Origin of the sequence: Collinsella aerofaciens (genome assembly GCF_015558785.1) — a bacterium.
GTDB classification, from domain to species: Bacteria; Actinomycetota; Coriobacteriia; order Coriobacteriales; family Coriobacteriaceae; genus Collinsella; species Collinsella aerofaciens_P.
In genome coordinates, this window is the sequence record NZ_JADMOP010000001.1 from 248,214 (window position 1) to 271,020 (window position 22,807).

General features: G+C 60.9%; 17 protein-coding genes and 1 tRNA gene. 9 read left to right on the forward strand and 9 right to left on the reverse strand.

Translation table 11 applies throughout. The annotated features are described in order from the left end of the window. Positions 1–38 precede the first annotated feature (38 nt). Genes I2G40_RS01005 through I2G40_RS01015 form a run of 3 tightly spaced genes read right to left on the reverse strand, consistent with a single transcriptional unit; the run spans position 39 to position 4,267 of the window. The gene (locus I2G40_RS01005) at positions 39–2,597 is read right to left on the reverse strand and encodes a homocysteine S-methyltransferase family protein (RefSeq protein WP_195543886.1); all 2,559 of its coding nucleotides are present in this window, start codon (positions 2,595–2,597) and stop codon (positions 39–41) included. Positions 2,598–2,606: 9 nt separating this feature from the next. Then, positions 2,607–3,395, reverse strand: a complete 789-nt coding sequence (locus I2G40_RS01010; protein WP_195543887.1) for a vitamin B12 dependent-methionine synthase activation domain-containing protein — start codon at positions 3,393–3,395, stop codon at positions 2,607–2,609. Beyond that, positions 3,395–4,267, reverse strand: coding sequence for a methylenetetrahydrofolate reductase (locus tag I2G40_RS01015; RefSeq protein WP_195543888.1), 873 nt, complete (start codon positions 4,265–4,267; stop codon positions 3,395–3,397). Before I2G40_RS01015 ends, I2G40_RS01010 begins: the two co-directional genes overlap by 1 nt. Before the next feature lie 426 nt (positions 4,268–4,693). Between I2G40_RS01015 and I2G40_RS01020 the strand changes: the two genes are divergently transcribed. Further along, positions 4,694–6,781: a glutamine synthetase III family protein gene (locus I2G40_RS01020; RefSeq protein ID WP_195503259.1), complete on the forward strand. Its 2,088-nt coding sequence runs from the start codon at positions 4,694–4,696 to the stop codon at positions 6,779–6,781. A 635-nt stretch (positions 6,782–7,416) separates the two neighbouring features. Here I2G40_RS01020 and I2G40_RS01025 read toward each other — a convergent pair. From I2G40_RS01025 to I2G40_RS01040, 4 genes are all read right to left on the reverse strand, one after another. Continuing rightward, positions 7,417–7,493: transfer RNA gene (locus I2G40_RS01025), tRNA-Glu, on the reverse strand. 100 nt (positions 7,494–7,593) lie between these two features. Beyond that, a complete protein-coding gene (locus I2G40_RS01030) occupies positions 7,594–9,771 on the reverse strand; it encodes a MurT ligase domain-containing protein (RefSeq protein WP_195543889.1) in 2,178 nt (725 codons plus the stop codon). A 45-nt stretch (positions 9,772–9,816) separates the two neighbouring features. Beyond that, positions 9,817–10,860 (reverse strand): hypothetical protein, encoded by a 1,044-nt coding sequence (locus tag I2G40_RS01035; protein WP_195543890.1) that lies wholly within the window; start codon positions 10,858–10,860, stop codon positions 9,817–9,819. Further along, the gene (locus I2G40_RS01040) at positions 10,860–11,936 is read right to left on the reverse strand and encodes a tetratricopeptide repeat protein (protein WP_195543891.1); all 1,077 of its coding nucleotides are present in this window, start codon (positions 11,934–11,936) and stop codon (positions 10,860–10,862) included. The genes I2G40_RS01035 and I2G40_RS01040 overlap by 1 nt, the downstream gene beginning before the upstream one ends. A gap of 500 nt (positions 11,937–12,436) precedes the next feature. Here I2G40_RS01040 and I2G40_RS01045 point away from each other — a divergent pair, with 500 nt between their 5' ends. From I2G40_RS01045 to I2G40_RS01070, 6 genes are all read left to right on the forward strand, one after another. Beyond that, positions 12,437–13,660, forward strand: a complete 1,224-nt coding sequence (locus I2G40_RS01045) for an iron-containing alcohol dehydrogenase (RefSeq protein WP_022093871.1) — start codon at positions 12,437–12,439, stop codon at positions 13,658–13,660. Positions 13,661–13,743: 83 nt separating this feature from the next. Then, complete coding sequence (locus I2G40_RS01050) at positions 13,744–14,844, forward strand: glycerol dehydrogenase (RefSeq protein ID WP_195543892.1); 1,101 nt, start codon at positions 13,744–13,746, stop codon at positions 14,842–14,844. Between the two features lie 118 nt (positions 14,845–14,962). Continuing rightward, positions 14,963–15,469: an iron-containing alcohol dehydrogenase gene (locus I2G40_RS01055; protein WP_195543893.1), complete on the forward strand. Its 507-nt coding sequence runs from the start codon at positions 14,963–14,965 to the stop codon at positions 15,467–15,469. Between the two features lie 150 nt (positions 15,470–15,619). Beyond that, the gene (locus I2G40_RS01060) at positions 15,620–16,873 is read left to right on the forward strand and encodes a 4Fe-4S binding protein (protein ID WP_195443546.1); all 1,254 of its coding nucleotides are present in this window, start codon (positions 15,620–15,622) and stop codon (positions 16,871–16,873) included. 114 nt (positions 16,874–16,987) lie between these two features. Further along, positions 16,988–18,064 (forward strand): redox-regulated ATPase YchF, encoded by a 1,077-nt coding sequence (ychF, locus tag I2G40_RS01065; RefSeq protein WP_035136922.1) that lies wholly within the window; start codon positions 16,988–16,990, stop codon positions 18,062–18,064. A gap of 11 nt (positions 18,065–18,075) precedes the next feature. Continuing rightward, a complete protein-coding gene (locus tag I2G40_RS01070) occupies positions 18,076–18,459 on the forward strand; it encodes a DUF1648 domain-containing protein (RefSeq protein ID WP_089572786.1) in 384 nt (127 codons plus the stop codon). 9 nt (positions 18,460–18,468) lie between these two features. On the opposite strand, the gene I2G40_RS01075 is transcribed toward I2G40_RS01070, so the two are convergent. Then, the gene (locus tag I2G40_RS01075) at positions 18,469–18,858 is read right to left on the reverse strand and encodes a hypothetical protein (RefSeq protein ID WP_195543894.1); all 390 of its coding nucleotides are present in this window, start codon (positions 18,856–18,858) and stop codon (positions 18,469–18,471) included. A 76-nt stretch (positions 18,859–18,934) separates the two neighbouring features. On the opposite strand from I2G40_RS01075, the gene I2G40_RS09805 reads away from it, so the two are divergent. Continuing rightward, the gene (locus I2G40_RS09805; protein WP_035136926.1) at positions 18,935–19,153 is read left to right on the forward strand and encodes a helix-turn-helix domain-containing protein; all 219 of its coding nucleotides are present in this window, start codon (positions 18,935–18,937) and stop codon (positions 19,151–19,153) included. Positions 19,154–19,470: 317 nt separating this feature from the next. Here I2G40_RS09805 and I2G40_RS01085 read toward each other — a convergent pair whose 3' ends face one another. Beyond that, positions 19,471–20,484, reverse strand: a complete 1,014-nt coding sequence (locus I2G40_RS01085; protein WP_195543895.1) for an asparaginase — start codon at positions 20,482–20,484, stop codon at positions 19,471–19,473. 268 nt (positions 20,485–20,752) lie between these two features. Here I2G40_RS01085 and guaA point away from each other — a divergent pair, with 268 nt between their 5' ends. Continuing rightward, on the forward strand, positions 20,753–22,351 hold the full coding sequence (guaA, locus tag I2G40_RS01090; protein WP_195543896.1) for a glutamine-hydrolyzing GMP synthase: 1,599 nt from the start codon (positions 20,753–20,755) through the stop codon (positions 22,349–22,351). Positions 22,352–22,807: the final 456 nt, after the last annotated feature.

Genomic DNA, 22,807 nt, shown 5'->3' on the forward strand with positions numbered 1-22,807 from the left:
CATGCGGCACGTTTTGGTGCTCGGTTGTTTCCGTTGTGTTACTGCCCAAAGACCTCTTCGGCGATGCGCGCGCTCTCGGCGGCGTCCTTGGCGTAGTAGTCCGCGCCGATCTGCTTGGCGTATTCGGGGGTGAGTACGGCGCCGCCCACGATGATCTTGACGCCCGGCACCTCGGAATGAAGCAGCTTGATGGTCTCCTCCATGGCGACGACCGTGGTAGTCATAAGCGCCGAGAGGCCGACGAGTTTGATATCGCGCTCCTTGACGGTCTTGAGTACCTCCTGCGGATCGACGTCGCGGCCCAGGTCAAAGACGGTGTAGCCGTAGTTGTCGAGCAGCATTTTGACGATGTTCTTGCCAATATCGTGGATGTCGCCCTTGACGGTGGCCACGCAGATCTTGCCCTTGTCGGCAATCTCGCCGGCGGGCATCAGGCGCTTGATGGTGTCAAAACCAACACGTGCTGCCTCGGCCGAGGCCATAAGCTGCGGCAAGAAGAACTTGCCCTGGTCAAAGAGGACGCCAACCTCATCGAGGGCGGGGATAAAGTGATTGTTGATGAGGTCCATGGCGTCGTGATCTGCCAGCAGACGCTCGGTCTCGGCAGCGATCTCGCCTTTGCGGCCCGAGACGACCATGCGACGAATCGGGTCGTCGTTGCCGTCGGTGCCGGCGGTGCCAGCAGCGGGCACAGCGTCGGTCGATACTGCCTGAGCAGCTGCCGGGTTGGCGGCGATCTTATACGGATCGGTCCAGCCGCCGTAGCGCTCGATGTATCCGGTCGAGCCCTCGTCCTCAACGCTCAGGACGCGATAGCTGTAGACGGTATCCATAAAGCGCTTGGAGCCCGGGTTCATGATGGGGGCATCAAGACCTGCGCCAAAAGCGGCGGCCAAAAAGACCGAGCCCAGCAGCGGGCGGGCAGGCAGGCCAAAGCTGATGTTCGACACGCCGAGCGCGCATTTGACGCCCAGACGCTCCTTGCACAGGGACATGGCGCGCAGGATCTGCTCGGCCTGGCGTTGATTGGTCGAGGCGGTCATGACCAGACAGTCGATGAGGATGCGGTCCGGTCCGATGCCGTAGCGGGCAGCCTCGGCCACGATGCGTTCGGCGATGGCGAAGCGGGCCTCGGCGGTATCGGGGATGCCGCCTTCGTCGAGCGTAAGTCCGACAACGTTGGTGCCGTAGTGGGCGACCAGCGGAAAGATCTCATCCATGATCTGCTGCTTGCCATTGACCGAGTTGATGATGGGCTTGCCGGCGTAGCGGCGCACGGCGGCCTCGACGGCTGCGGGGTCGGTGGAGTCGATCTGCAGCGGCAGCAGCGTGGAGCCCTGGAGCTGCTCGGTGGCCTGTTGGATGATCTTGACCTCGTCGATCTCGGGCAGGCCCACGTTAACGTCCAGGATGTCGGCGCCCTGTTCCTGCTGGCTGATACCCTGGCTCACGACGTAGTCCAGGTCGCCGTCGCGCAGGGCCTGCTGCAGGCGCTTTTTGCCGGTGGGGTTGATGCGCTCGCCGATGACGGCGATCTTGTGGCCGTCGCAGGGAAGGTCCACGACCGTTTGGGCGCTCGTGACCGACATGCTGGGCTTGCGGCGGCGTGGGCTGGGCGTGTGGTTATCGATAAGCGTGCGTAGCGCTGCCATGTGCGCCGGCGTGGTGCCGCAGCAGCCGCCCACGACGCTCACGCCGTCGGCGATCATGCCGGCGACGGCCTCGGCGTATTCGGGGGCCTGGATATCAAAGACGGTGTTGCCGTCGTCGTCCACATGGGGGAGTCCTGCGTTGGCCTGCACCATGATGGGTTTGTCGGTGACGGTGAGCATGCGTGCGGCAAGACCGCGGAGCTCGGCCGGTCCCTGGCTGCAGTTGATGCCTAAAACGTCGGCGCCGATGGCGTCGAGCGTGATGGCGGCCACCTCGGGACTCGTGCCCAGAAACGTGCGGCCGTCTTCCTCAAAGGTCATGGTGGCAAAGACGGGCAGGTCGGAGTTCTCGCGGCAGGCGAGGACGGCCGCCTTGATCTCGGCAAGGTCGGTCATGGTCTCGATAATAAAGAGGTCCACACCCGCGGCGACGCCGGCGCGCACTTCCTCGGCAAAGAGGTCGTAGGCCTCGTCGAAGCTCAGAGTACCCAGGGGGCGAAGCAGCGCGCCGATGGGGCCGATATCGCCGGCGACGTAGCGGGCGCCGGCCTCGCGGGCACAGGCGACGGCCGCGGCAAAGACGTCTGCCACGGTGGCGGCACCGTCGAGCTTGTGGGCGTTGGCGCCAAAGGTGTTGGCGGTAATCACGTCGCAGCCGGCCTCGACATATTGACGTTGGATATCAGTGATAACCTGGGGTTCCTCAAAGTTGAGCAGCTCGGGCAGGGCGCCCGCCTTCATACCAGCGGCCTGCAACATGGTGCCCATACCGCCGTCGAACAGCAAGTGCCCCGTGCCCTCGATGGCGGCGCGCAGGCGATCGTCCTTAATGCGCAGATCGTCGATCGTGCGCGTCTTGTACGTGGCACCGTTGCGACGTGCGGCATCAACGGGTGCCGCCAATGCAGTGCCGTCAGAATCATGAGTGATAAGCGGAGTAAACATCGGGGGCTCCTAATGGCTGGAATAGCAGGTGGTGTGGGCGGCGCGGAAGCGGCAGTGTTCGCGCATGCGGCAGATATTGCAGGTGGGGCGGCTCTGGGCGTCGTGGACCTCGCCGTCGAATAGGCCGATCACCGCGGTCACGCTTTTGGTGGGCATGAGCAGGCTGGTGGGTGTGACGGTAAGCCCGATGAGCCGCGTGGCGTTGAGCGCATTGACGATCGAGCGCTGGGCCGAGAGCGGGCAGTCGCCATAGCCGGGACTAAAGCGCCAGTTGCCGGCGAGCCCGTGTGTGGCGGCGTCCGTCTTGACCTGCTGGTCCATTTGCTCAACGGCGGCTTCCACGTAAGCGGAGCACGCGGCGTCGAGCACGGCGCCCTCCAGGGGATGTTGGGCTCCCGTGGTGCGCAGGCGACGCTCGGCGTCCATGCCGAGGGTACATGCCATGAGCGCGGCAAAGCGGGCATCTTTGAGATGTCGATAGATATCGCGACCTCGCAGCTCAACGTTGGTGCCGACCAAGCGAATGCAAGGCTCACTTTGTTCGTCCATGCCCGTGGCATCGACGGCAAACACGCGGCGCACGCCACGGGGCTCAATGTCAAGTTCCAGACGCTCGACCACAAGCTCAATACGTCGTGACAGCTCGGGCTCGATCTGCTGGCCGCCGTAACCCAGATACCGCAGCATCTCGGCACGGTCGACACGGGGAAGGTGCGCAGCATCGACACGGTAAAGCGCCGGCGACGCAAGGTCGGCCGGCACTTCGACAGCGGTTGTATCGATGTGCGGTTTTTCCATTACCCCATGCGCTCCATAATGGTCGCGGCGATCGCAGGACGGTTCATAGTGTACAGGTGCAGGCCGTCGGCGCCGTGCTCCTTGAGGTCGCAAAGCTGGCGGGCGGCATAATCTACACCGGCTGCCTGCAGGCTCTCGGGGTCGTTCTCGTACTTGGCGAGAATCTTGATGACGGGGGAGGGCAGCGACGCGCCGCACATAAAGACCATGCGGCTGATCTGCGACTTGCCCACAAACGGCATGATGCCCGCGGTAATGGGCACGGTGATGCCGGCCTTGTCGGCAAGCTCGCGAAAACGGTAGAAGCACTCGTTATCAAAGAAGAGCTGCGTCACAAAGAAGCTCGCGCCGGCGTCCTGTTTTTGCTTGAGGTGTTCGACCGAGAGGTTGAGATCCTCACAGGCAATGTGGCCCTCGGGGTAGGCTGCGGCGCCCACGCAAAAGCCGGCGTCGACGAGCTCGGGGATAAGGTCGCGGGCGTAGGCGTAGTCGGAGGCGGGCTTGTCGTCCTCGGTCGCGCCGGCAGGGAGATCTCCACGCAGGGCCAGGATGTTTTCAACGCCGGCGGTGCGATACTCGTCGATCTTGGCGGCGATATCGGCATGCGAGCGGCCCACGCAGGTAAGGTGTGCCACCGAGGGCGTGTCGAATTCGCTCGAAATCATATGCGCGATGGGGGCGGTGGTGGCACCGTTGCCCGAGCCGCCGGCCGAGCAGGTGACCGAGACAAAGCTCGGCGAAAGCTTGCACAGATTGCCTGCCACTTCGCGAGCCGTGTCGAGGGTGAGCTCGCCCTTGGGCGGGAACATCTCAAACGAAACGGGCGCGGTGCCCTGGGATGCTGCCTGCTTAAAAACCTCGTCGACGCGCATATCGTGCTCCTCTAGATACGTAATAGTGTGATGCGTTGTAAGGATTCTACAGCACCACTGTGTCACGGTGGAGTTTCACTCGTTATTCGGGGATACCAATCAAAGATGCCTTGCTATCGGCTTTCTCTATAACAGAGCGGCTAATCTAGGCACGGACTATAAAGACTGGTATCTGATGCAAAATACCAGTTAATAGAGCTCCATCCCAAATTGACTACCCTTAAACCATGGGGAGAGGTCTGCAATTTATGCAGTTGATTGGCTATTGAGGGTGGCAACGCCGCCTCGATAGGGTAACCTCATTGATTGGTTTCGCGACAGCAACATAACGGTAATGTCGCGGAAACACGGCGAGTCTAAGCTATGACTCGTTCGTTAGTAATCAACACCGCTTCTCACGCGGTGCCGATACGAAGGGAGTTCCGTATGGCCGAACTTACTGACCGCTTCGGGACCATGGTGTTCTCTGAGGAAGTCATGAAGGACTACCTCCCCAAGGACATTTGGAAGCGCCTTGCTGCAACCCTCGAGGGCGGTGAGCCGCTCGACCTGGATGTGGCCAACGCCGTTGCCCATGCCATGAAGGTCTGGGCCATCTCCAAGGGCGCGACGCACTATGCGCACTGGTTCCAGCCGCTTTCGGGCATTACTTCCGAGAAGCACGACAGCTTCCTGGAGCCCAACCACGACGGCACCGCCATTACCAAGTTTACGGGCAAGAACCTCATCCAGGGCGAGCCCGATGCCTCGAGCTTCCCCAACGGCGGCCTGCGTGCTACCTTCGAGGCCCGTGGCTACACCGCTTGGGACCCCACTAGCCCCGCCTTCATTAAGGACGATGTCCTGTGCATCCCCACGGCTTTCTGCTCCTACACGGGCGAGGCCCTGGACAAGAAGACCCCGCTGCTGCGTTCCATGACCGCGCTCTCGCGTGAGTCTAAGCGCGTTTTGGCGCTGTTCGGTAAGACCCCCAAGAAGGTCGTTCCTTCCGTGGGCGACGAGCAGGAGTACTTCCTGATCAAGAAGGACGCCTACCGCAAGCGCAAGGACCTGGTCATTACCGGCCGCACCCTCTTTGGCGCCGCTCCCTGCAAGGGCCAGGAGCTCGAGGAGCACTACTTTGGCGCTATCCGCCCCACCGTCTCGGCCTATATGAAGGATCTGGACGATGAGCTGTGGGCGCTTGGGATTCCCGCCAAGACCAAGCACAACGAGGTTGCTCCCTGCCAGCATGAGCTCGCCCCCGTCTATGGCGAGGTCAACGAGGCCATCGACCAGAATCTGGTCATGATGGAGAAGATGAAGCTCATCGCCTCCCGCCACGACTTGGTCTGCCTGCTGCACGAGAAGCCCTTCGAGGGCATCAATGGTTCGGGCAAGCACAACAACTGGTCGCTTGGCACCGAGTCCGAGAACCTGCTCGATCCGGGCGACACTCCGCTCGACAACCTGCAGTTCATCGTCTTCCTCACCGCGGTGATCGAGGCCGTCGATAACTATCAGGAGCTCCTGCGTGCCTCCGTTGCCTCGGCCGGTAACGACCATCGTCTGGGCGCCAACGAGGCTCCTCCGGCGATTATGTCCATCTTCCTGGGCGACCAGCTTACCGAGGTCGTCGAGAAGATCATCGATGGCAAGGCTTCCGTCCATGCCACGCGCGGCGTGCTCGACTTGGGCGCCGATACTCTGCCCAAGCTGATGCAGGACAACACCGACCGCAACCGCACCTCCCCGTTTGCCTTCACCGGCAATAAGTTCGAGTTCCGTGCCTGCGGCTCCGAGCAGAACGTCTCCGACTCCAACCTGGTGCTCGATGCCGCCGTGGCCAAGTCGCTCAAGTCCTTCGCCGACGCGCTTGAGGGTACGCCCGAGGATGAGTTCCAGGACGCTGCGCTCGAGTACTGCAAGAAGGTCCTGACCGACCACCAGCGCATCCTGTTCTCCGGTGACGGCTACTCCGACGAGTGGCCCGTTGAGGCCGAGAAGCGTGGTCTTGCCAACAACAAGACCACGGCCGACGCCCTGCCCGCCTTTGTTTCCGAAAAGGCCATCGCGCTCTTTGAGGAGACGGGTGTCCTGACCAAGGCCGAGGCTCAGTGCCGCTACGACTGCAAGCTCGAGAAGTACAACAAGCTCATGAACATCGAGGCCACCACGATGGTTCGCGAGGCGCGTCGTACCTATCGCCCGGTCATTACCGCCTATGCCACCAAGGTCGCTAAGGGCCTTGAGACTATTCGTGCCGCCGGTGCTGAGGCCGCCATGCAGTGCGAGCAGAACACGCTCAACAAGCTCTGCAACGGTATCACTGCCATCAACGACTCCATCAAGGCGCTCGACGTCGTGCATCAGAAGGCCGAGGCTCTCGATGGCCAGGAGCAGGCCAACGTGTACGCGCACGAGGTCGTTCCCGCTATGGATGCGCTGCGTGCCGCCGTGGACGCAATGGAGGAGATCGTGGCCGCTGACTACTGGCCGGTCCCGACCTACGACGACATTCTGTTCTATGTGTAGAACGTAACTGACATATCGTCACGGTATTGAGCCGGGGTCCGCATCATGCGGGCCCCGGTTTTTGTTTGCGAAGGACGCTTTGAAGCCCGTTTTGCCGCCGATTTGCCTAGGTATAAAGGGCTATGGGCAAAAAACGTCAAATATGAGTACTGTCACAAGTCCTGTAACATTATTTATTTGCAAAATATGTAGTGTTACGCAATATATGTCCAAGTACTTAGCCGATAAACGTCTGCAATTTTTCCGCCGTAGGACGCCTGACGGCTAAATCGCCTTCTGAAGGCATGAAATCGCTGTAACTAAAATGGTAACAGTACTCATATTTGCCATTTTTTGACCACAGGCCTTGCGATGATGCCGGGATCCGCACCCTGTCGGGTTCGAATCCCGGCACATGGATAGCAAAAAGCCCGCCACCGTGAGAGCAACGGGCTTCTCAGTTTAAATGGTGCCCCCAGCGGGATATCCGCGTGCGGCTGGCGCCGCCCGCTTCCGCTTCGTCGCTTCGCTCCTTGCGTGCTGCGCTGGAAAACGCTTGCGCGTTTCCTCAGCTCCGCACCCTGTCGGGTTCGAATCCCGGCATATCGGTAGCAAAAAGCCCGTCACCGCGGGGGTAACGGGCTTCTTAATTTAAATGGTGCCCCCAGCGGGATTCGAACCCGCGATATCCACCTTGAAAGGGTGGCGTCCTTGGCCGCTAGACGATGGGGACAGCGGGAAAGAGTATAGCAGACTTTTTTAGCCGTTCACATATCGTTGGCAAACTGAAAAACCACCACAAAGGTGCCTGTCCCCTTTGTGGTGGTGAGGTGCTAGGGGAGGAGCTTCATGGCGGCGTCGTGGGCGGCGTGCTCGTAGGTGTCGTCGAGGGGCTTGAGCGGCAGCAGGGCGGCGGCCTGTGCATCGCCACGGTGCTCGAGGGCATGGGCGATCAGCCAGTCGGCGAGCTCGGGGTTCTTGGGCAGCGCCGGGCCATGCAGGTACGTGCCGATGACGCCCTTGTAGATCAGGCCCTCAAAGCCGTCGTCGCCGTTGTTGCCGGTACCCGTGACGACGGACGTTCCGAGCGGCGTGGCATCGGCGTCCAAAAGCGTGCGGCCGCCATGGTTCTCGAATCCCACAAAGGGCTCAGGTGCCAGATCGGTTTTGACGGCTACGTTGCCGATCAGGCGATCGGAGCCACGTACGGTTTCGGCGGCAATGACGCCCAGGCCCTCGATGCGATCCTCACCCATATAGTACGAACGGCCGAGCAGCTGATAGCTGCCACAGATGGCAAGCAGCGAGCCGCCATCCTCAACATAGGCCGCGACCTTGTCTTTTTGGGCGAGCAGCTCGTGTGCCACGGCTAGCTGGTCGCGGTCGGAGCCGCCACCCATCATGACGATATCGGCATCGGTCAAATCAAGCGTTTCGCCCATACGGACCTCGTCCACGCGCACGGGAATGCCGCGCCAGACGCAGCGGCGCTCGAGCGCGATAACATTGCCGCCGTCGCCGTAGAGGTTAAGGGCATCGGGATACAGGTAGACGATGCGCAGCGGGCGCGAAAGCTCGACTGGCGCGATGCCGACAGGAAGAGCGCTGCCGTCGGCACGGGCTACGGCGCGCCCGGCAACAGCATCGGCGGTGGCGCCTTTCAGCCCGTCGAGCTCCTTGACCAGCGGCGGGAAGGCCGTGTAGTTGGCGACGGCGTAGAAGGTGTCATCGGCGGCCTCGTCTGCCACGGCGCCAATTGCCTGCGCGACGTCCGAGATAATCGCGGCATCGATGCCGGCGTACTTGAGGCGCACCTGCATGTCGTGCGCGCGCGTGCCTCCGGCAAAGGCGACAAGACCCGGCGTGTCGGCGATGCGCTCAAAGTCGACGTCGTAGATCCACGATACATCGTGTCCGTCGGCGTCATTGTCGTTAAGGAAGAAAGCGCAGAGTCTGCCGCCTGTCGTCTTGATGGACTGGATTTGTCGATCGAAGCCTACGGGATTCTTAGCCAGGTTGGCCTCGACGGTGCGGCCGGCGATATCCCAGCGCCCCATACGTCCGCCGGCGGGGACGTAGGCATCGAGCGTAGGCTGTAGAAGCGCCGTATCCACGCCTAACTCATGTGCGGCAAAGAATGCAGCGGCAACGTTGTAGACCATGTACAGGCCGTTGTAGCGTGTGGCGATGTGTACGGCAGCCGCGTCGGGCGCAGATCCAAAGACCAGGTCGAAGCCGTAGCCGTCGCAGCCGAGCTTCACGTCCGTCACGCGACGGACAAGCGCAGGGCGGGCCCAGCCGCACGAGGGGCAATGGTAGGCGCCGAGCTGGCCGTATTGCACGTAGTCATACTCCAGCGGCGTGTTGCACTTTGAGCAAAAACGTGAGTCGCTAATACGGTCGGACTCGGTGTTGGTGGCGCTGTCGATGCCAAAGGCGATGCTTGCATTGGGAACGCGCGCGGCAATCGAGGCACACAGCGGGTCGTCTGCGTTGTAGATGAGCGTTGTTGCCGGAGAGAGCTCCAACGCATGGGCGATGACCTCCTGGGTGTGATCGATCTCGCCATAGCGATCCAGCTGGTCGCGGAACAGGTTGAGCAGCACGAAGTACGTCGGCTTGAGCTTGGGCAGGACGCGCACGGTGTAGAGCTCATCGCATTCAAAAACGCCCACACGCTTGCCGCTGTCAGTGTGCTTAAGGCCGCCGCGGGCCTCGAGCAGAGCGCCCACCACGCCCGGCTCCATGTTGTTGCCGGCGCGGTTGCATACCACGGTGGCGCCGCTGGCGGCAACGGCGTCGGCGATGAGGTTGGAGGTGGTGGTCTTACCGTTGGTGCCGGTGATCACCACGCTGCGGTCGATAAGGCCGGCGAGGTCGCTTAGCAGCTCGGGGTCGATCTTCATGGCGATGCGGCCGGGGAGTACGCCGCCCTGGCGTTTGAGGACAGAGCGCAGTCCCCAGCGAGCGATATCGCTCGAGGTACAGGCGAGAGATGAGCGGAGGTTCATGAAACCGTTCCTAACGTAAACGACATGGTCGGGTCGAGTGCGTCACTAAAAACCGTAGCGGCGCGCAAATTCCTGGGCAAGCTGTGACACGTCTTCACAGGCATTGGCCCAGGGGGCAAAGTCGGGAGTGTCCGAGATAATACCGTCCGCTTCCCAAACGGCCTGGTGCGAAAGATCCCAGGGATCGCGCGGCTCGGGTCGGCAGGGAAGGTACGGCGTCTGGTACATGGGGTTCAGCAAGAAGAACGCGCCGCCCTCGCAACGGTTGGCAAACTCACGCAGTGCGCGTGTCGCCGGGCGCATCTTGTTTGTTTTGAACAAGAGGATGGTGCGGGCGAGCAGGTACCAGGGGGAGTTCTCGAGTGCATCAGCCCCCACCTGTTCCTCGAGTTGGTGAGCCAGGGCAAAAAAGCCGTCCTGGTCTTCCAGGCGAGCGAGGGCGAGCAACACGGTGCCTGCGGCTCGGGTGGGGTAGCCTTCCGCCTTAAGGACGCGGCGGGCGTAGTTGGCGGCAGCACGGTAACGAGCGCTCGCCATGCACAGCTGCGAGATGGCCTCGAGTGTGTGAAGCCACCCGATAAGAGCCGGCTCGCTCACGGTGAGATCTGCTGCAGTGACACCGTCGGCCAAAACATTATTGGCCCAGTAGTGCGGGGCTTCCATGTCGAACCCGGGCACGCTTTGCTGCAGGTAATCGGCCGTGGTCGCCTCGAGCTTCATCAGGTCACCCAGGCAGGCGTCAACGGGCGTGTCGGCCAAGATGATGGCGAGCAGCTGTGCGTCGAGGACATGCGCATCGATGCGGACGATCTTGAGCAGCTCATCGCGCATGTCGTCGAACAGACGATTGCGCGTCTGCTCGAACTCCTCGTCGCTGCCCATGTCCTCGATGCGATGGAGCTCGTCGAGCAGGTGGCGATGAACACCGGCATAGGACAGCAGCGCTTGGGCATGCTCGGACTGCGCATACTTTTGAGGATTCGCGCTAATGTCGTTATGGACAAGCTCGCGTGCTGCATCGGTGAGTTCGGGGTGCGACGCCAGATAGGTTCGCTCCAGATAGGCGGGGATGTAGACGCTCGGATCCATTAGAGGTCTCCTCCCTTAAACGGCAATCCCTGTTCGGCCGCGCGCAGGATTCGTTCGTCGATCTGGGAACGCACGATGTCGTTGGTGGCGACCCAGGCGGCAAAGCTGGCGTTGTCGGGAGCGCCCAGGCCCTCCTGCAGCACCGGCGTTGCCTCGGACAGCGCAAGGACGAGCTCGTCGGTGGAGCCCACACCTACGTTGACGCGAGCATAGACACCATCGGGAAACTCGGTTTGGAAGTAGAGTGCTTCGGCCGCGTGCGGGCATGAGCGCACAAGGATACGCAGGTAGTGCTCGGCGCCCTCGTAGTCCAGCTCGCGCCAGGCAGCGCTCATCAGCGCGATGAGCGTCCACGGGTCCAAGTCGCGCTCCGCATCTTTGGGACGACGGCGCAGCGGCGTGTTGGCGAGATAGGGGACGGAGTGGGCAGAGCGAAATCGCTTGAGCTCCTCGGCGGGGTATTCGAGCTTTGCCATAGCGAGCATCGCGGTGTGGCGGACACCAGCGGGGTCGTTGGGCGCAAAGTCCAAGCTGCGATTCGCGGCTTGGAGCGACATGCGGTAGCGTCCGCTAATGAGCGCGCGCGATGCCAAGGCGGCAAGCCAGCGCAGGTAGGGGCGGCGCATAAGGTCGCCAGCGGCCTCACGCTCGTAGGGGTCCTGCGCCGAGGCGATTTTGAGCGCCAGGTCATGCTCGACTTCATCGCGCTTGGATGCCAAGTACTGTACGTATTCCTCGTTGGAGCTGGCGGTGAGGGCGGTCAGCATGCGCTGGGCATCCCAGTTGGCCGGGTCGAGCGCGGCTGCCTCGCGGAGCATGTTCTCGGCAGCTGCCTCTTCTTGCTCTGCCTGGGTATCGTCAGGGATAAAGGGAATGCGGTAGTCGACAGCCTCGACCACCTTGGCAATGAGGTGCCCGGCGCGGTCGCGGTCGTGCACGATGAGCGGTGCGGGGTTGCGGGTGAATTGTTCCATCAGACGCTCTACGGCGGCAGCGTCGGTGAGCGGGATATTGTCGCGGCGCAAGGCCTCAAGAACGAGGCGATGGCAATCCTCTTGAATGGGATCGAATGCCATGGGGCCTCCTTTGCTGCGGTTAGGGTTCAAATGTTTCTATATAAGGTTCTAGTTTACCCGCATGTGGCACACCGGGGGTGCCGCACTTGGACTTGCACCTTTGCACCACGAAGACGGATGTCGCACAAATGTCGGCACCTTGGACGACCGAGTGGTATCACGGTGCCGCAAACGGTCGATTTTTGGCGGCGAACGGTGCATATTTTGGAGGGGCACGGTCCTGCCCGGGATATGTAGTCAACCTTGATAAAACGTTTGCCCAGCTTGGGAGTATGAATGCCGCACAAGGGTCTTCAGGGATAGAAAAAACGTTTCATCATTGGCGGCTTTAGGTGAATAACTGACCAACCAGAACGGTAAAATAGTGTTTGTCTGAGCGTTGAGACGTTTAGACATCGCGCATTGTCATCGCCGGCAACGCGCAAAATGGTCCTAACGGAGCCAATCGGGTGTTCCGTTATATACGCAAGTCTAAGAGGGGCTTGTTTAGGAGGCACAGTATGGGACGTTTTACCAATCCTCGCGATCTGTACTTTGGTGAGGGCGCTCGCCACGAGGTGAAGAATCTCAAGGGTAAGAAGGCCATCATCGTTTCTGGCGGCAGCTCTATGCGCCGCGGCGGGTTCCTGCAGGACGTTGAGGCCGATCTCAAAGAGGCCGGCATGGAGGTCAAGCTGTTCGAGGGCGTCGAGTCCGATCCCTCCATCGAGACCGTCATGAAGGGCGCAGCCGCTATGCGCGACTTCGAGCCCGACTGGATCGTTGCTATCGGCGGCGGTTCGCCCATCGATGCTGCTAAGGCCATGTGGGTCTTCTACGAGTATCCCGAGGAGTCCTTCGACAACATTATCCAGCCGTTCAGCTTCCCCGAGCTGCGTCAGAAGGCTCACTTCTGCGCCATTTCCTCTACCTCCGGCACTGCTACCGAGGTCACCGCATTCTCCGTCATCACGGATTACGAAAAGGGCATCAAGTACCCGCTGGCCGACTTCAACATCACCCCTGATGTCGCCATCGTCGACCCCGAGCTCACCTACACCATGCCCGCCAAGCTGTGCGCTCACACCGGCATGGACGCTCTGACCCACTGCATGGAGGCCTACGTTTCCACCTGCGCCTCTATGTTCACCGATGCCAACGCTCTGCACGGCATCCGCGAGATCGTCGAGTGGCTGCCCAAGTCCTATGCTGGCGACCATGAGGCCCGTCAGCACATGCACGAGGCTCAGTGCATCGCCGGTATCGCCTTCTCCTCGGGCCTGCTCGGCATCGTTCACTCCATGGCTCACAAGACCGGTGCTGCCTTCGAGAACGGCCACATCATCCACGGTGCTGCTAACGCCATGTACCTGGGCAAGGTCATCCAGTGGAACTCCAAGGATCCCCGTGCTGCCGAGCGTTACGCTTACGTGGCCAAGGAGATCCTGCACCTTCCCGGCGAGACCAACGAGGAGCTCATCGCTGCACTCGTCCAGAAGATTCGCGACCTCAACGACCAGCTCAACATTCCGCAGTCCATCAAGGATTACGCGAATGGTGGCGTGAAGGTCGACGCCGAGAACCCGCAGATGGTTTCCGAGGAGGAGTTCCTCGCCAAGCTGCCCGAGATCGCCGCGAACGCCGAGCAGGACGCTTGCACGCCCGAGAACCCGCGTGAGACCAAGGCTGCCGACTTCGAGAAGATCCTCAAGGCCTGCTACTACGACACCGACATCGATTTCTAATCGACTCTTGTTATCGTAACGAGGGGCTCCGCACGTATCTGTACGGAGCCCCTTTCTTTTTTCTTTTAGAGAATGGGATAGTTATGGCTGCAATTTTCAATAGCCCCAGCAAGTACATCCAGGGTCCGGACGAGCTCGCCAAGCTCGGCTCTTACGTTGAGCCGCTCGGCGCTAAGGCCCTCGTCATCGTGACGCCTTCGGGCAAGAAGCGCGTCGGTGCCAAGATCGAGGGCGGTTTTGCCGAGGCCAAGGCCGAGCTGCTGTTTGAGGACTTTAACGGCGAGTGCTCCAAGGGTGAGGTCGATCGCCTGGTCGCGCTCGCCCGCGACAACGGTTGCGACATCATCGTCGGCGTCGGTGGCGGCAAGATCCTCGACACCGCGAAGGCCGTCGCCTATTACCTGAAGTCCCCGGTTATCATTTGCCCCACCATTGCCTCGACCGATGCACCGTGCTCGGCACTTTCGGTGCTTTACACCGATGACGGCCAGTTCGATAAGTACCTCTTCCTTAAGGCAAACCCCAATATCGTCCTGATGGATACGACGGTTATCGCGGCGAGCCCGGTGCGCCTGACGGTTTCCGGTATGGGCGATGCGCTCGCAACCTACTTCGAGGCCCAGGCGACGCACGATGCCGACGGCGGCACCTGCGCTGGCGGCAAGGGCGGCATGGCTGGTCTGGCGCTCGCCAAGCTCTGCTACGAGACGCTTATGGCCGATGGCGTCAAGGCCAAGGTTGCGCTGGAGAAGGGTGCGCTCACGCCTGCCGTCGAGCACATCATCGAGGCCAATACGCTGCTTTCGGGCATTGGCTTTGAGAGCTCGGGCCTTGCTGCTGCTCATGCCATCCACAATGGCCTGACGATGCTGCCCGAGTGCCACGGCATGTATCACGGCGAGAAGGTCGCCTTTGGCACTATCGTCCAGCTGGTACTTGAGGATGCCCCGACCGAGAAGCTCGAGGAAGTCTTGGGCTTCTGCATTGAGCTGGGCCTGCCGGTCACGATGAAGGAACTTGGCGTTGCCGAGCTTACGCGCGAGCAGGCCATGATTGTTGCCGAGGCCGCTTGCGCGCCCGAGGACACCATGTGCAATATGCCGTTTGAGGTGACGCCCGAGATGGTCGCAAACGCCATCCTGGGTGCCGACGCACTGGGTCATTATTACCTTATGGATGAGTAAACTAAACTAAGGTAAGGAAGGGGCAAAGCCAACAGATGGCTTTGCCCCTTTTTGCTATGGTGCAAAGGGGCAAGGTTACTTTGCACCAATCGTTGTTTGATGAAGGGCGGATTCTCGTATGGCGCTTCCTATGGTTTACGGCGGTCCCGGCCGGTATGTTCAGGGGCCGGGCGAACTGTCGCGTCAGGGCAGGTATTTGTCATGGTTGGGCTGCGCTGCCTATGTCTTGTTTGACCAGGGCACCGAGGATCGGCTGTGCAAGCAGATCGTCGATGGATTTCTGGACGAAGATCTAAGCGAGCCGTTCTTTAAGATTTATGACGGTCCGTGTACGGAAGAGGCCGTTGTCGAAATGGCTAAGGAAGCCCAGGCCGAGTATTGCGACATGGTGGTGGGTATTGGCGGCGGCAAGATGCTCGATATCGCCAAGGCCGTTGCGTTTTATGCCGAGTTGCCGTTGTGCGTATGCCCCACGGCGGCTTCGATGGACGGTCCGTGCAGCGAGATTTCCGATGCCGATTTGCTGAGCGTTGCGAATGCGGTCTTTAGAAACGAGCGCAATATGGCCAACGAGCAGGCCAAGGTGACCAAACAGAAGCTCGTGCAGCTCATGTGCGAGGCATAGCTTGGCGCTTGATTGACCTTGTGCAATCGGGGCGGCGATAGGCCATGGGTTATTTCCCTCAAGGTGCACCGCGTGTAATTTGCCCGAGGTGTGGGCCGATAGCGTATCATTATCTCTTGCTTGTTTGCACTGCTCAGGGAGGGGCCGCGCATGGCGCAGGAACACGATCTGTTTGATGACATTATCGAGATCAGCAAGGGTTTCGACTTTCTTAAAAACCCGCTTGGCGGCGTGACCGATGCACTCGATCCGTCGGCGCCGCAGTGGAATCCTGCTGACTACAAGGAGCGTCCGCGCGGCAACACCATTCCGTGCCTGACCTGCAAAAACGAAAAGAGCGGCTGCACCGCGTGCATGGACGTGTGCCCGGTCAACGCTATTGAGGTCGAGGAAGACGCCATCGAGATCCTCGACTCCTGCCGCAAGTGCGGTCTGTGCGCCGCTGCCTGCCCGACCGAGGCGATCATCTCGCCGCGTCTGGCGCCCAAAAACCTGTATGACGATATCGTCTCTGCTGCTACGAGCCACGAGACCGCCTACGTTACCTGCACGCGCGCCCTTAAGCGCATGCCGCGCGAAAACGAGGTCGTCGTCGCCTGCGTGGGCGATATTACGGCCGAGACCTGGTTCTCGGTACTGGCCGACTATCCCAACGTGAGCGTCTACCTGCCGTTGGGCGTGTGCGATAAGTGCCGCAACACCGGCGGTGAGGACATTCTTGGCGAGGCGATTGCGAAGGCCGAGGAGTGGTCCGGCACGGGTATGGGCTTGGAGGTCGACTCCAAGAGCCTCAAATGCCATAAGCGCCGCGAGTACGAGCGCAAGGAGTACATGGAAAAGATTGCCCGCACCACGGGCCTGACGGTGACCAAGCTCAATCCGGCGACTGCGGCACTGGCCTCGGTGACGCAGAAGTTGAAGGCCCACCGTCACCAGATCACGCAGCTTGAGCGCACGCTCAACACCATGTGCGGTACCACGACGACCAAGCGCCGCCGTTCGCTCACGCACGGGCGCCAGCTGGTGCTCTCGACGCTGCAAAACCACCCCGAGCTTGCCCAGAACATGCAGGTGAGCACGCCGGAGTGCGATTTTGACAAGTGCACGTCGTGCGGCGAGTGCGTCAATGTATGCCCCACGTTCGCCTGCGATTTGGTGGGAAGCGGCCGCTTTGCGTTGGAGTCGACGTATTGCTTGGGCTGCGGTGCCTGCGTCAAGGTGTGCCCCGAGCATGCGCTCAAGTTGGTTGAGCATGACGCGTCCAATCTGGTCGTCGTCGACCCCGAGGCCGAGGAAAAGGCCGCCCAGAAGGCGAAGGCTCACGAAGAAGCTGAGAAGGTCAAGGCCGAAGCAAAGGCCAAGCTCGACAAGATGCTCGATCAGGTGGAGAAGCTCGCGGACTAGCCAGCGACCCCAATCTTTGCTTCATTTGCGCCGCCGCGGTGTCCGGATTCGCCCGGATGCTGCGGCGGCGCTATACTTATGCAGTTTGAAGTACCTGTACCAAAAGGAGCTGTCGTGTCCCTTTCCATCGGTATCGTGGGCCTGCCCAACGTGGGCAAGTCGACGCTGTTCACCGCGCTTACCAAAAAGACCGGCCTTGCCGCCAACTACCCGTTTGCCACGATCGACCCCAACGTGGGTATCGTCGATGTGCCCGATAGCCGCCTGCAAAAGCTCGCCGACATCGTCAACCCGGGTCGCATTGTGCCGGCGACGGTCGAGTTCGTCGACATCGCAGGTCTGGTGAAGGGCGCTAACGAGGGCGAGGGCCTGGGCAACCAGTTCCTGGCCAACATTCGCGAGACCGACGCCATCTGCGAGGTCGTGCGCTACTTTAAGGACCCCAACGTCATGCGTGAGGTGGGCCGCACGGGCGAGTTCGTCGATCCCGCCGGCGATGCCGACACCATCATGACCGAGCTCATCCTGGCCGACATGGGCACGCTCGAGAAGCAGCTGCCTAAGCTCGAGAAGGAGGCCAAGCGCGACAAGGAGCTCATGCCCAAGTTCGAGGTTGCCAAGCGCCTGCTTGCCTGGCTCAACGAGGGCAAGCGCGCCGCATCCATGGAGATGACCGACGAGGAGCGTGCCGCCGCCAAGGGGCTGTTCCTGCTCACCATGAAGCCCATCCTGTATGTGGCCAACGTGGACGAGGATATGCTCAACGACGATCTGGCGCCCATCGATGGTGTCAAGCCGCTGCCCATCTGCGCCAAGATCGAGGCAGAGCTTTCCGAGCTCGATCCCGAGGACGCCGCCGACTACCTGGAGAGCCTGGGCCTGGAGCAGCCCGGCCTGGACGTGCTCGCTCAGGCTGCCTACAAGCTGCTCGGCCTGCAGTCGTTCTTTACGGCCGGCGAGATGGAGGTCAAGGCCTGGACGGTTCGTCAGGGCGCGACCGCCCCGCAGGCCGCCGGCGTCATCCACACCGATTTTGAGCGCGGCTTTATTAAGGCCGAGGTCATTGGCTACGACGACTACATCGAGCTCGGCGGCGAGCAGGGCGCCAAGGCCGCCGGCAAGTTGCGTATTGAGGGCAAGGACTATGTCATGGCCGATGGCGACGTCGTGCACTTCCGCTTTAACGTGTAAGGACGACGCATATGTTCAAATATGGCAAAAAAGCTGGCTACATGGGTATTGCGCTGCTCGTACTTGCGGTGATTCCGCTGGTGGTCGCAGCGTGTGTTATCCCCAACATTGGCCCCGAGGTGGCAACGAAGTTTAACGCCGCCGGCGAGGTGACGCGCTGGGGTAAGAGCTACGAGCTGCTGGCACTGCCGGTACTCAATCTGCTGCTGAGCGTGGCGACGTACTTTACGGCGGGACGCCAAGCCAAGAACAATGACGACTCCGCCGCCATGGCGCGCATCGTGTGCGAGCGCTACCTGCGCAACGGTTGCATTACGGGTGTGTTCCTCAACGTGATCAACGTTTACTTTATGTACTCGGCGATTACCGGAACGGGCTTTGGCTTTGGTTTCTAGCTTGTCCTTTTAGGCAACGAGCCTGCAAGCATATTCGATGGCTGCTGCGAGGCCGCCGCTCGATCGTGGTTGAAAGACTGCATCGGCGGCGGCCTCGTTTTCGTATCCGGCGCCGCGAAGGGCGAGTGCTATGCCGGCTTCTAAAAGGAGCGGCAGGCCGCGTTGGCTGGTTGCGATTACGGCAGCCTGATTGAGCGAGCAGCCGTGCGTTTGGCATCGGATGGCAAGTTCACCTCGCGCCGGGCAAGGGACCAGAACGGCGGCGACGCGACTTGATAGCAATGCAAATGCTGTGCGCTCATCGGGCGAAAGGCATTCAGCTTCAACGACGATGAGCTTGGGCGGCGCGCTGTTTGTGCGAAGCGTGGCTCGGTACATGCGGACCGAAGAACCCGACATAGAAAACTCCTGTGTATTCGGGAAAACGTAAACTATAGTTTACGTTTATGTTCGGCTCCATTTCAAACTCGGCTGCATGGACGAACGTGCGAAACAGATTCTTGGCAGGCGGGTCGAAGAGACACGCAGGGACCTTGGTATCTCCAAGGTTGATTTTTGTGTGGCGACAGGAATCAGCCGACCCTACCTCGACCGAATCGAAGATGGGACGGCAAATTTCACGCTCAAGGTTCTATTTAAGATCGCACCCGCACTCGGCATGACGGTGTCAGAGCTTCTCGAGGGTATCGAGTAGCCTTTTTTGCTAGATTTGCCGCTTGTTGAACGGGTCCCCCCGACGGCGGCGTGCAAAAACGCGAGTATTCAGCATCCCTCAATAATTTGACGGCAGCCGGGGCCACAAATACGACGCGTAATGTTTTGGATTATCCACAAAATTCAATAATATGAGGAATAACAAGCGCGCGGAACGAGTCTTTCGAGTCGAAAGGCAATTTACAGCCAGCGGTTTTAACGTTCCCGGAAGGGGCGGATGCTGAAAACTCCGCTTTTTGCACGTTCCGAGGGGCACCACGTGCCCTACAAGGCCCAAAGAGGCGGATTTTGTTTTTGCTACACCATCGGGATGCGGTCGTGGTTGACTTGGCTGTAGAACAGGCGCTGAATCTCGGCCGCATCACGTGACTGGCCGAGTGCCCACATGGTCTTGGCCACGAGCGTCTCGGTGGTCATGTCGTCGCCGCGCAGAATGCCCGGATGATCGGCGTAAGCGCGGCCGACCTCATAAACGCCCAGATCGAGGCCCTCTTCGGGGACCTGCGTGGTCATAACGACGGTGCGACCCGAACCGACCCAGCGGAAAATCGCCTCCTGGAATGACTCGCCGGACTCACCAAACTCGGGAATACCGCCAATGCCAAAGGTCTCAAGAATTACAGCATCGTAGCTATCGGCAAGGGCGTCCAGGATACCCGGGTTCACGCCGGGTGTAAGCTTGAGGACAAACACGCGCGGGTCAATACTGTCGTAGAAACGCACCGGGCTTTCGCCCTGATGAGTCCCGTGAAGCCCGTTGCGCACGATGCGGTCGTTACGGATGTAGGCAATGGGCGGATAGTTGACGCTAATGAACGCGTTAAAGCTCATGGTGCGCTGCTTGCGGGCGCGCGTGCCGGCAATGGCGACGCCGCCAAACACGATCGAGACGTCGTGCGAATGCTCGTCGAGCGCATAGAGCAGGCTCTGGTACAGATTGAGCTTGGCATCGGTAAAGGGGTTACCCATGGGCTTTTGCGAGCCGGTGAGTACGATGGGCTTGGGACTGTCCTGAATCAGATAGGAAAGCGCTGCCGCGGTGTAGCTCATGGTGTCGGTGCCGTGCAGGATCACAAAGCCGTCGTGGTCGGCATAGCCTTCGACGATGACATCGCGGATACGCATCCAGTCACTCGGGCGCATATTGGTGCTGTCGATGTTCATGGGCTGCACGACGTCGAGCTCGCAGAGGCCCGAGATCTCGGGGACGCTCTGGGCGAGCTCCTCACCGGTCAGGGCGGGGGAGAGGCCGTTGCCGTCCTCGGTCGATGCGATGGTGCCGCCCGTGGCGATGAGAAGGATGCGCTTCATGCTGGTATTCCTATCGTATTTGCCGCCACAGAGGCGGAGTCGTTCGGCAGTATTGTGGCACAGGGCGGTGATTGTTCAAACGTATTACATCATCTGTAACGTTTGGTAACACTTCAATTGCCGTCAAATAGGGGCCCTGGTCGTGCGTTTGCCGTGCACTGATGGCTGCGAGGGACGAGAAACCCCATATAACGTGTACACTATGAAAGCAATTTTCGTTTATTCGCGCGGGTGGGCACCGGCTCCCCGCCAACAAGAGGGGGAAACCATGGACCAAAAGGCTTCCGCAAAGGTCCTCGTACTCGACTTTGGTGCGCAGTACGGTCAGCTCATTGCCCGTCGCGTCCGCGACCTCAACGTGTATTCCGAGATTGTGCCCTGCGACATCTCGGCCGATGAGATTCGCGAGATGAACGCCTCTGCGCTCATCCTTTCTGGCGGCCCGGCCTCCGTGTACGCCGAGGACGCTCCGTCCATCGATCCTGCCATCTTTGACCTGGGCCTTCCCGTCCTGGGCTTCTGCTACGGCCATCAGATCACGGCCGTGACGCTCGGCGGCAAGGTCGGCCACTCCGAGGTGGGCGAGTACGGCCGCGCCACCATCACGCGCACGGCCGGCGCCAAGCTCTTTAACTCCACGCCTATGGAGCAGACCGTGTGGATGAGCCACCGCGACGCCGTTTCCGAGGTGCCCGAGGGCTTTACCGTTACCGCCAGCACCGACGTGTGCCCGGTTGCTGCCATGGAGTGTCCCGAGCGCAAGATTTTCACCACGCAGTTCCACCCCGAGGTCAAGCATTCCGAGTATGGTCAGCAGCTGCTGAGCAACTTCCTGTTTGAGATCTGCGGCCTGGAGCCCAACTGGAGCATGGACAACCTGGTCGAGACCATGACGGCCGAGTTCCGCGAGAAGGTCGGCGACGACCGCGTGATTCTGGCCCTGTCCGGTGGCGTCGACTCCTCCGTCGTGGCCGCGCTGGGCGCCCGCGCCGTGGGCAAGCAGATGACCTGCGTGTTCATCAACCACGGCCTGCTGCGCAAGGGCGAGCCCGAGCAGGTGGAGGAGGTCTTCACCAAGCAGTTTGACGTTGACTTTATCCACGTCCACGCCGAGGACCGTTATGCCGAGCTTCTGGCCGGTGTGACCGAGCCCGAGGAGAAGCGCCGCATCATCGGCACGCAGTTCTGGAAAGAGTTCTTCGCGGTTGCTCAGCAGCTTGAGACCGATGGTAAACCCGTGAAGTACCTGGCTCAGGGCACCATCTACCCCGATATCATCGAGTCCGGCGCTCGCAAGACGGGCGGCAAGACGGCCACCATCAAGAGCCACCACAACCTGATCCCGTTCCCCGATGGCGTGCACTTCGACCTCATTGAGCCGCTCGACCACTTCTTTAAGGACGAGGTCCGCGCACTTGGTCTGGCGCTGGGCCTGCCGGGTCACATCGTGTTCCGTCAGCCCTTCCCGGGCCCGGGTCTGGCCATCCGCATCATCGGTGCAGTCGACAAGGAGAAGCTCGAGATCCTCAAGAACGCCGATGCTATTGTGCGCGAGGAGCTCGACGCCTACAACCAGCGTCTGTTTGAGCAGACCGGCGAGCGCAACTCCGAGCACAGCTGCTGGCAGTATTTCGCGGTCCTGCCCGACATCAAGTCCGTTGGCGTCATGGGCGACGAGCGCACCTATCAGCGCCCGATCATCCTGCGTGCCGTCGAGTCCAGCGATGCCATGACCGCCGACTGGGCCAAGCTGCCCTACGATGTACTGGCCCGCATCTCCGGCCGCATCGTTGCCGAGGTCCCCGGCGCCAACCGCGTGTGCTACGACATCACGTCCAAGCCGCCCGCGACCATCGAGTGGGAGTAGCCCGACAGGGTTCTGACCTGCATTTTTGAGTGCCGCACTGTGACGCTGAGTTTTGTTTCGTACGAGAGTCACGGCAAAGCCGCCAGCGACATTGGTGAGTAAATACGGTAACCGAGCCTCCGTTCCCAGGTTGGGACGGAGGCTTTTTCTTTGTCGTTTTACTCCCCTTCACCTGCGATTTCGCTATTTACTCCCCGTGTTTCAAGATGGAAGCGTTTGGTTGCGAGGCACGCCGGTGCGAGGGCCTGAGTCGTCAGGCCCCGCACAGGGGGACCGCGATGGTGGCCACCGCGCCGCCCGAGGGGCTGTTGGCGAGCGAGACGGAGCCCCCGTGGGCGCTCGCGGCCTTGGAGGCGGCATGGAGGCCGAGCCCGTAGTGTGGATTGGCAACACCTATTTGGACGATTCCGGGAGGGACAGCCCCGCCTCCCTGAACTCGACCGGAGACATGTAGCC

What these genes read in the sequence shown, in the direction of transcription:
- I2G40_RS01050 (WP_195543892.1), top strand. Translation starts at nt 13,744, where the DNA reads ATGGCTGCAATTTTCAATAGCCCCAGCAAGTACATCCAGGGTCCGGAC.
- I2G40_RS09805 (WP_035136926.1), top strand. Translation starts at nt 18,935, where the DNA reads ATGGACGAACGTGCGAAACAGATTCTTGGCAGGCGGGTCGAAGAGACA.
- I2G40_RS01075 (WP_195543894.1), bottom strand. Translation starts at nt 18,858, where the DNA reads ATGTCGGGTTCTTCGGTCCGCATGTACCGAGCCACGCTTCGCACAAAC.
- I2G40_RS01020 (WP_195503259.1), top strand. Translation starts at nt 4,694, where the DNA reads ATGGCCGAACTTACTGACCGCTTCGGGACCATGGTGTTCTCTGAGGAA.
- I2G40_RS01060 (WP_195443546.1), top strand. Translation starts at nt 15,620, where the DNA reads ATGGCGCAGGAACACGATCTGTTTGATGACATTATCGAGATCAGCAAG.
- I2G40_RS01070 (WP_089572786.1), top strand. Translation starts at nt 18,076, where the DNA reads ATGTTCAAATATGGCAAAAAAGCTGGCTACATGGGTATTGCGCTGCTC.
- I2G40_RS01085 (WP_195543895.1), bottom strand. Translation starts at nt 20,484, where the DNA reads ATGAAGCGCATCCTTCTCATCGCCACGGGCGGCACCATCGCATCGACC.
- guaA (WP_195543896.1), top strand. Translation starts at nt 20,753, where the DNA reads ATGGACCAAAAGGCTTCCGCAAAGGTCCTCGTACTCGACTTTGGTGCG.
- I2G40_RS01010 (WP_195543887.1), bottom strand. Translation starts at nt 3,395, where the DNA reads ATGGAAAAACCGCACATCGATACAACCGCTGTCGAAGTGCCGGCCGAC.
- I2G40_RS01005 (WP_195543886.1), bottom strand. Translation starts at nt 2,597, where the DNA reads ATGTTTACTCCGCTTATCACTCATGATTCTGACGGCACTGCATTGGCG.
- I2G40_RS01040 (WP_195543891.1), bottom strand. Translation starts at nt 11,936, where the DNA reads ATGGCATTCGATCCCATTCAAGAGGATTGCCATCGCCTCGTTCTTGAG.
- I2G40_RS01055 (WP_195543893.1), top strand. Translation starts at nt 14,963, where the DNA reads ATGGCGCTTCCTATGGTTTACGGCGGTCCCGGCCGGTATGTTCAGGGG.
- I2G40_RS01035 (WP_195543890.1), bottom strand. Translation starts at nt 10,860, where the DNA reads ATGGATCCGAGCGTCTACATCCCCGCCTATCTGGAGCGAACCTATCTG.
- I2G40_RS01015 (WP_195543888.1), bottom strand. Translation starts at nt 4,267, where the DNA reads ATGCGCGTCGACGAGGTTTTTAAGCAGGCAGCATCCCAGGGCACCGCG.
- I2G40_RS01030 (WP_195543889.1), bottom strand. Translation starts at nt 9,771, where the DNA reads ATGAACCTCCGCTCATCTCTCGCCTGTACCTCGAGCGATATCGCTCGC.
- I2G40_RS01045 (WP_022093871.1), top strand. Translation starts at nt 12,437, where the DNA reads ATGGGACGTTTTACCAATCCTCGCGATCTGTACTTTGGTGAGGGCGCT.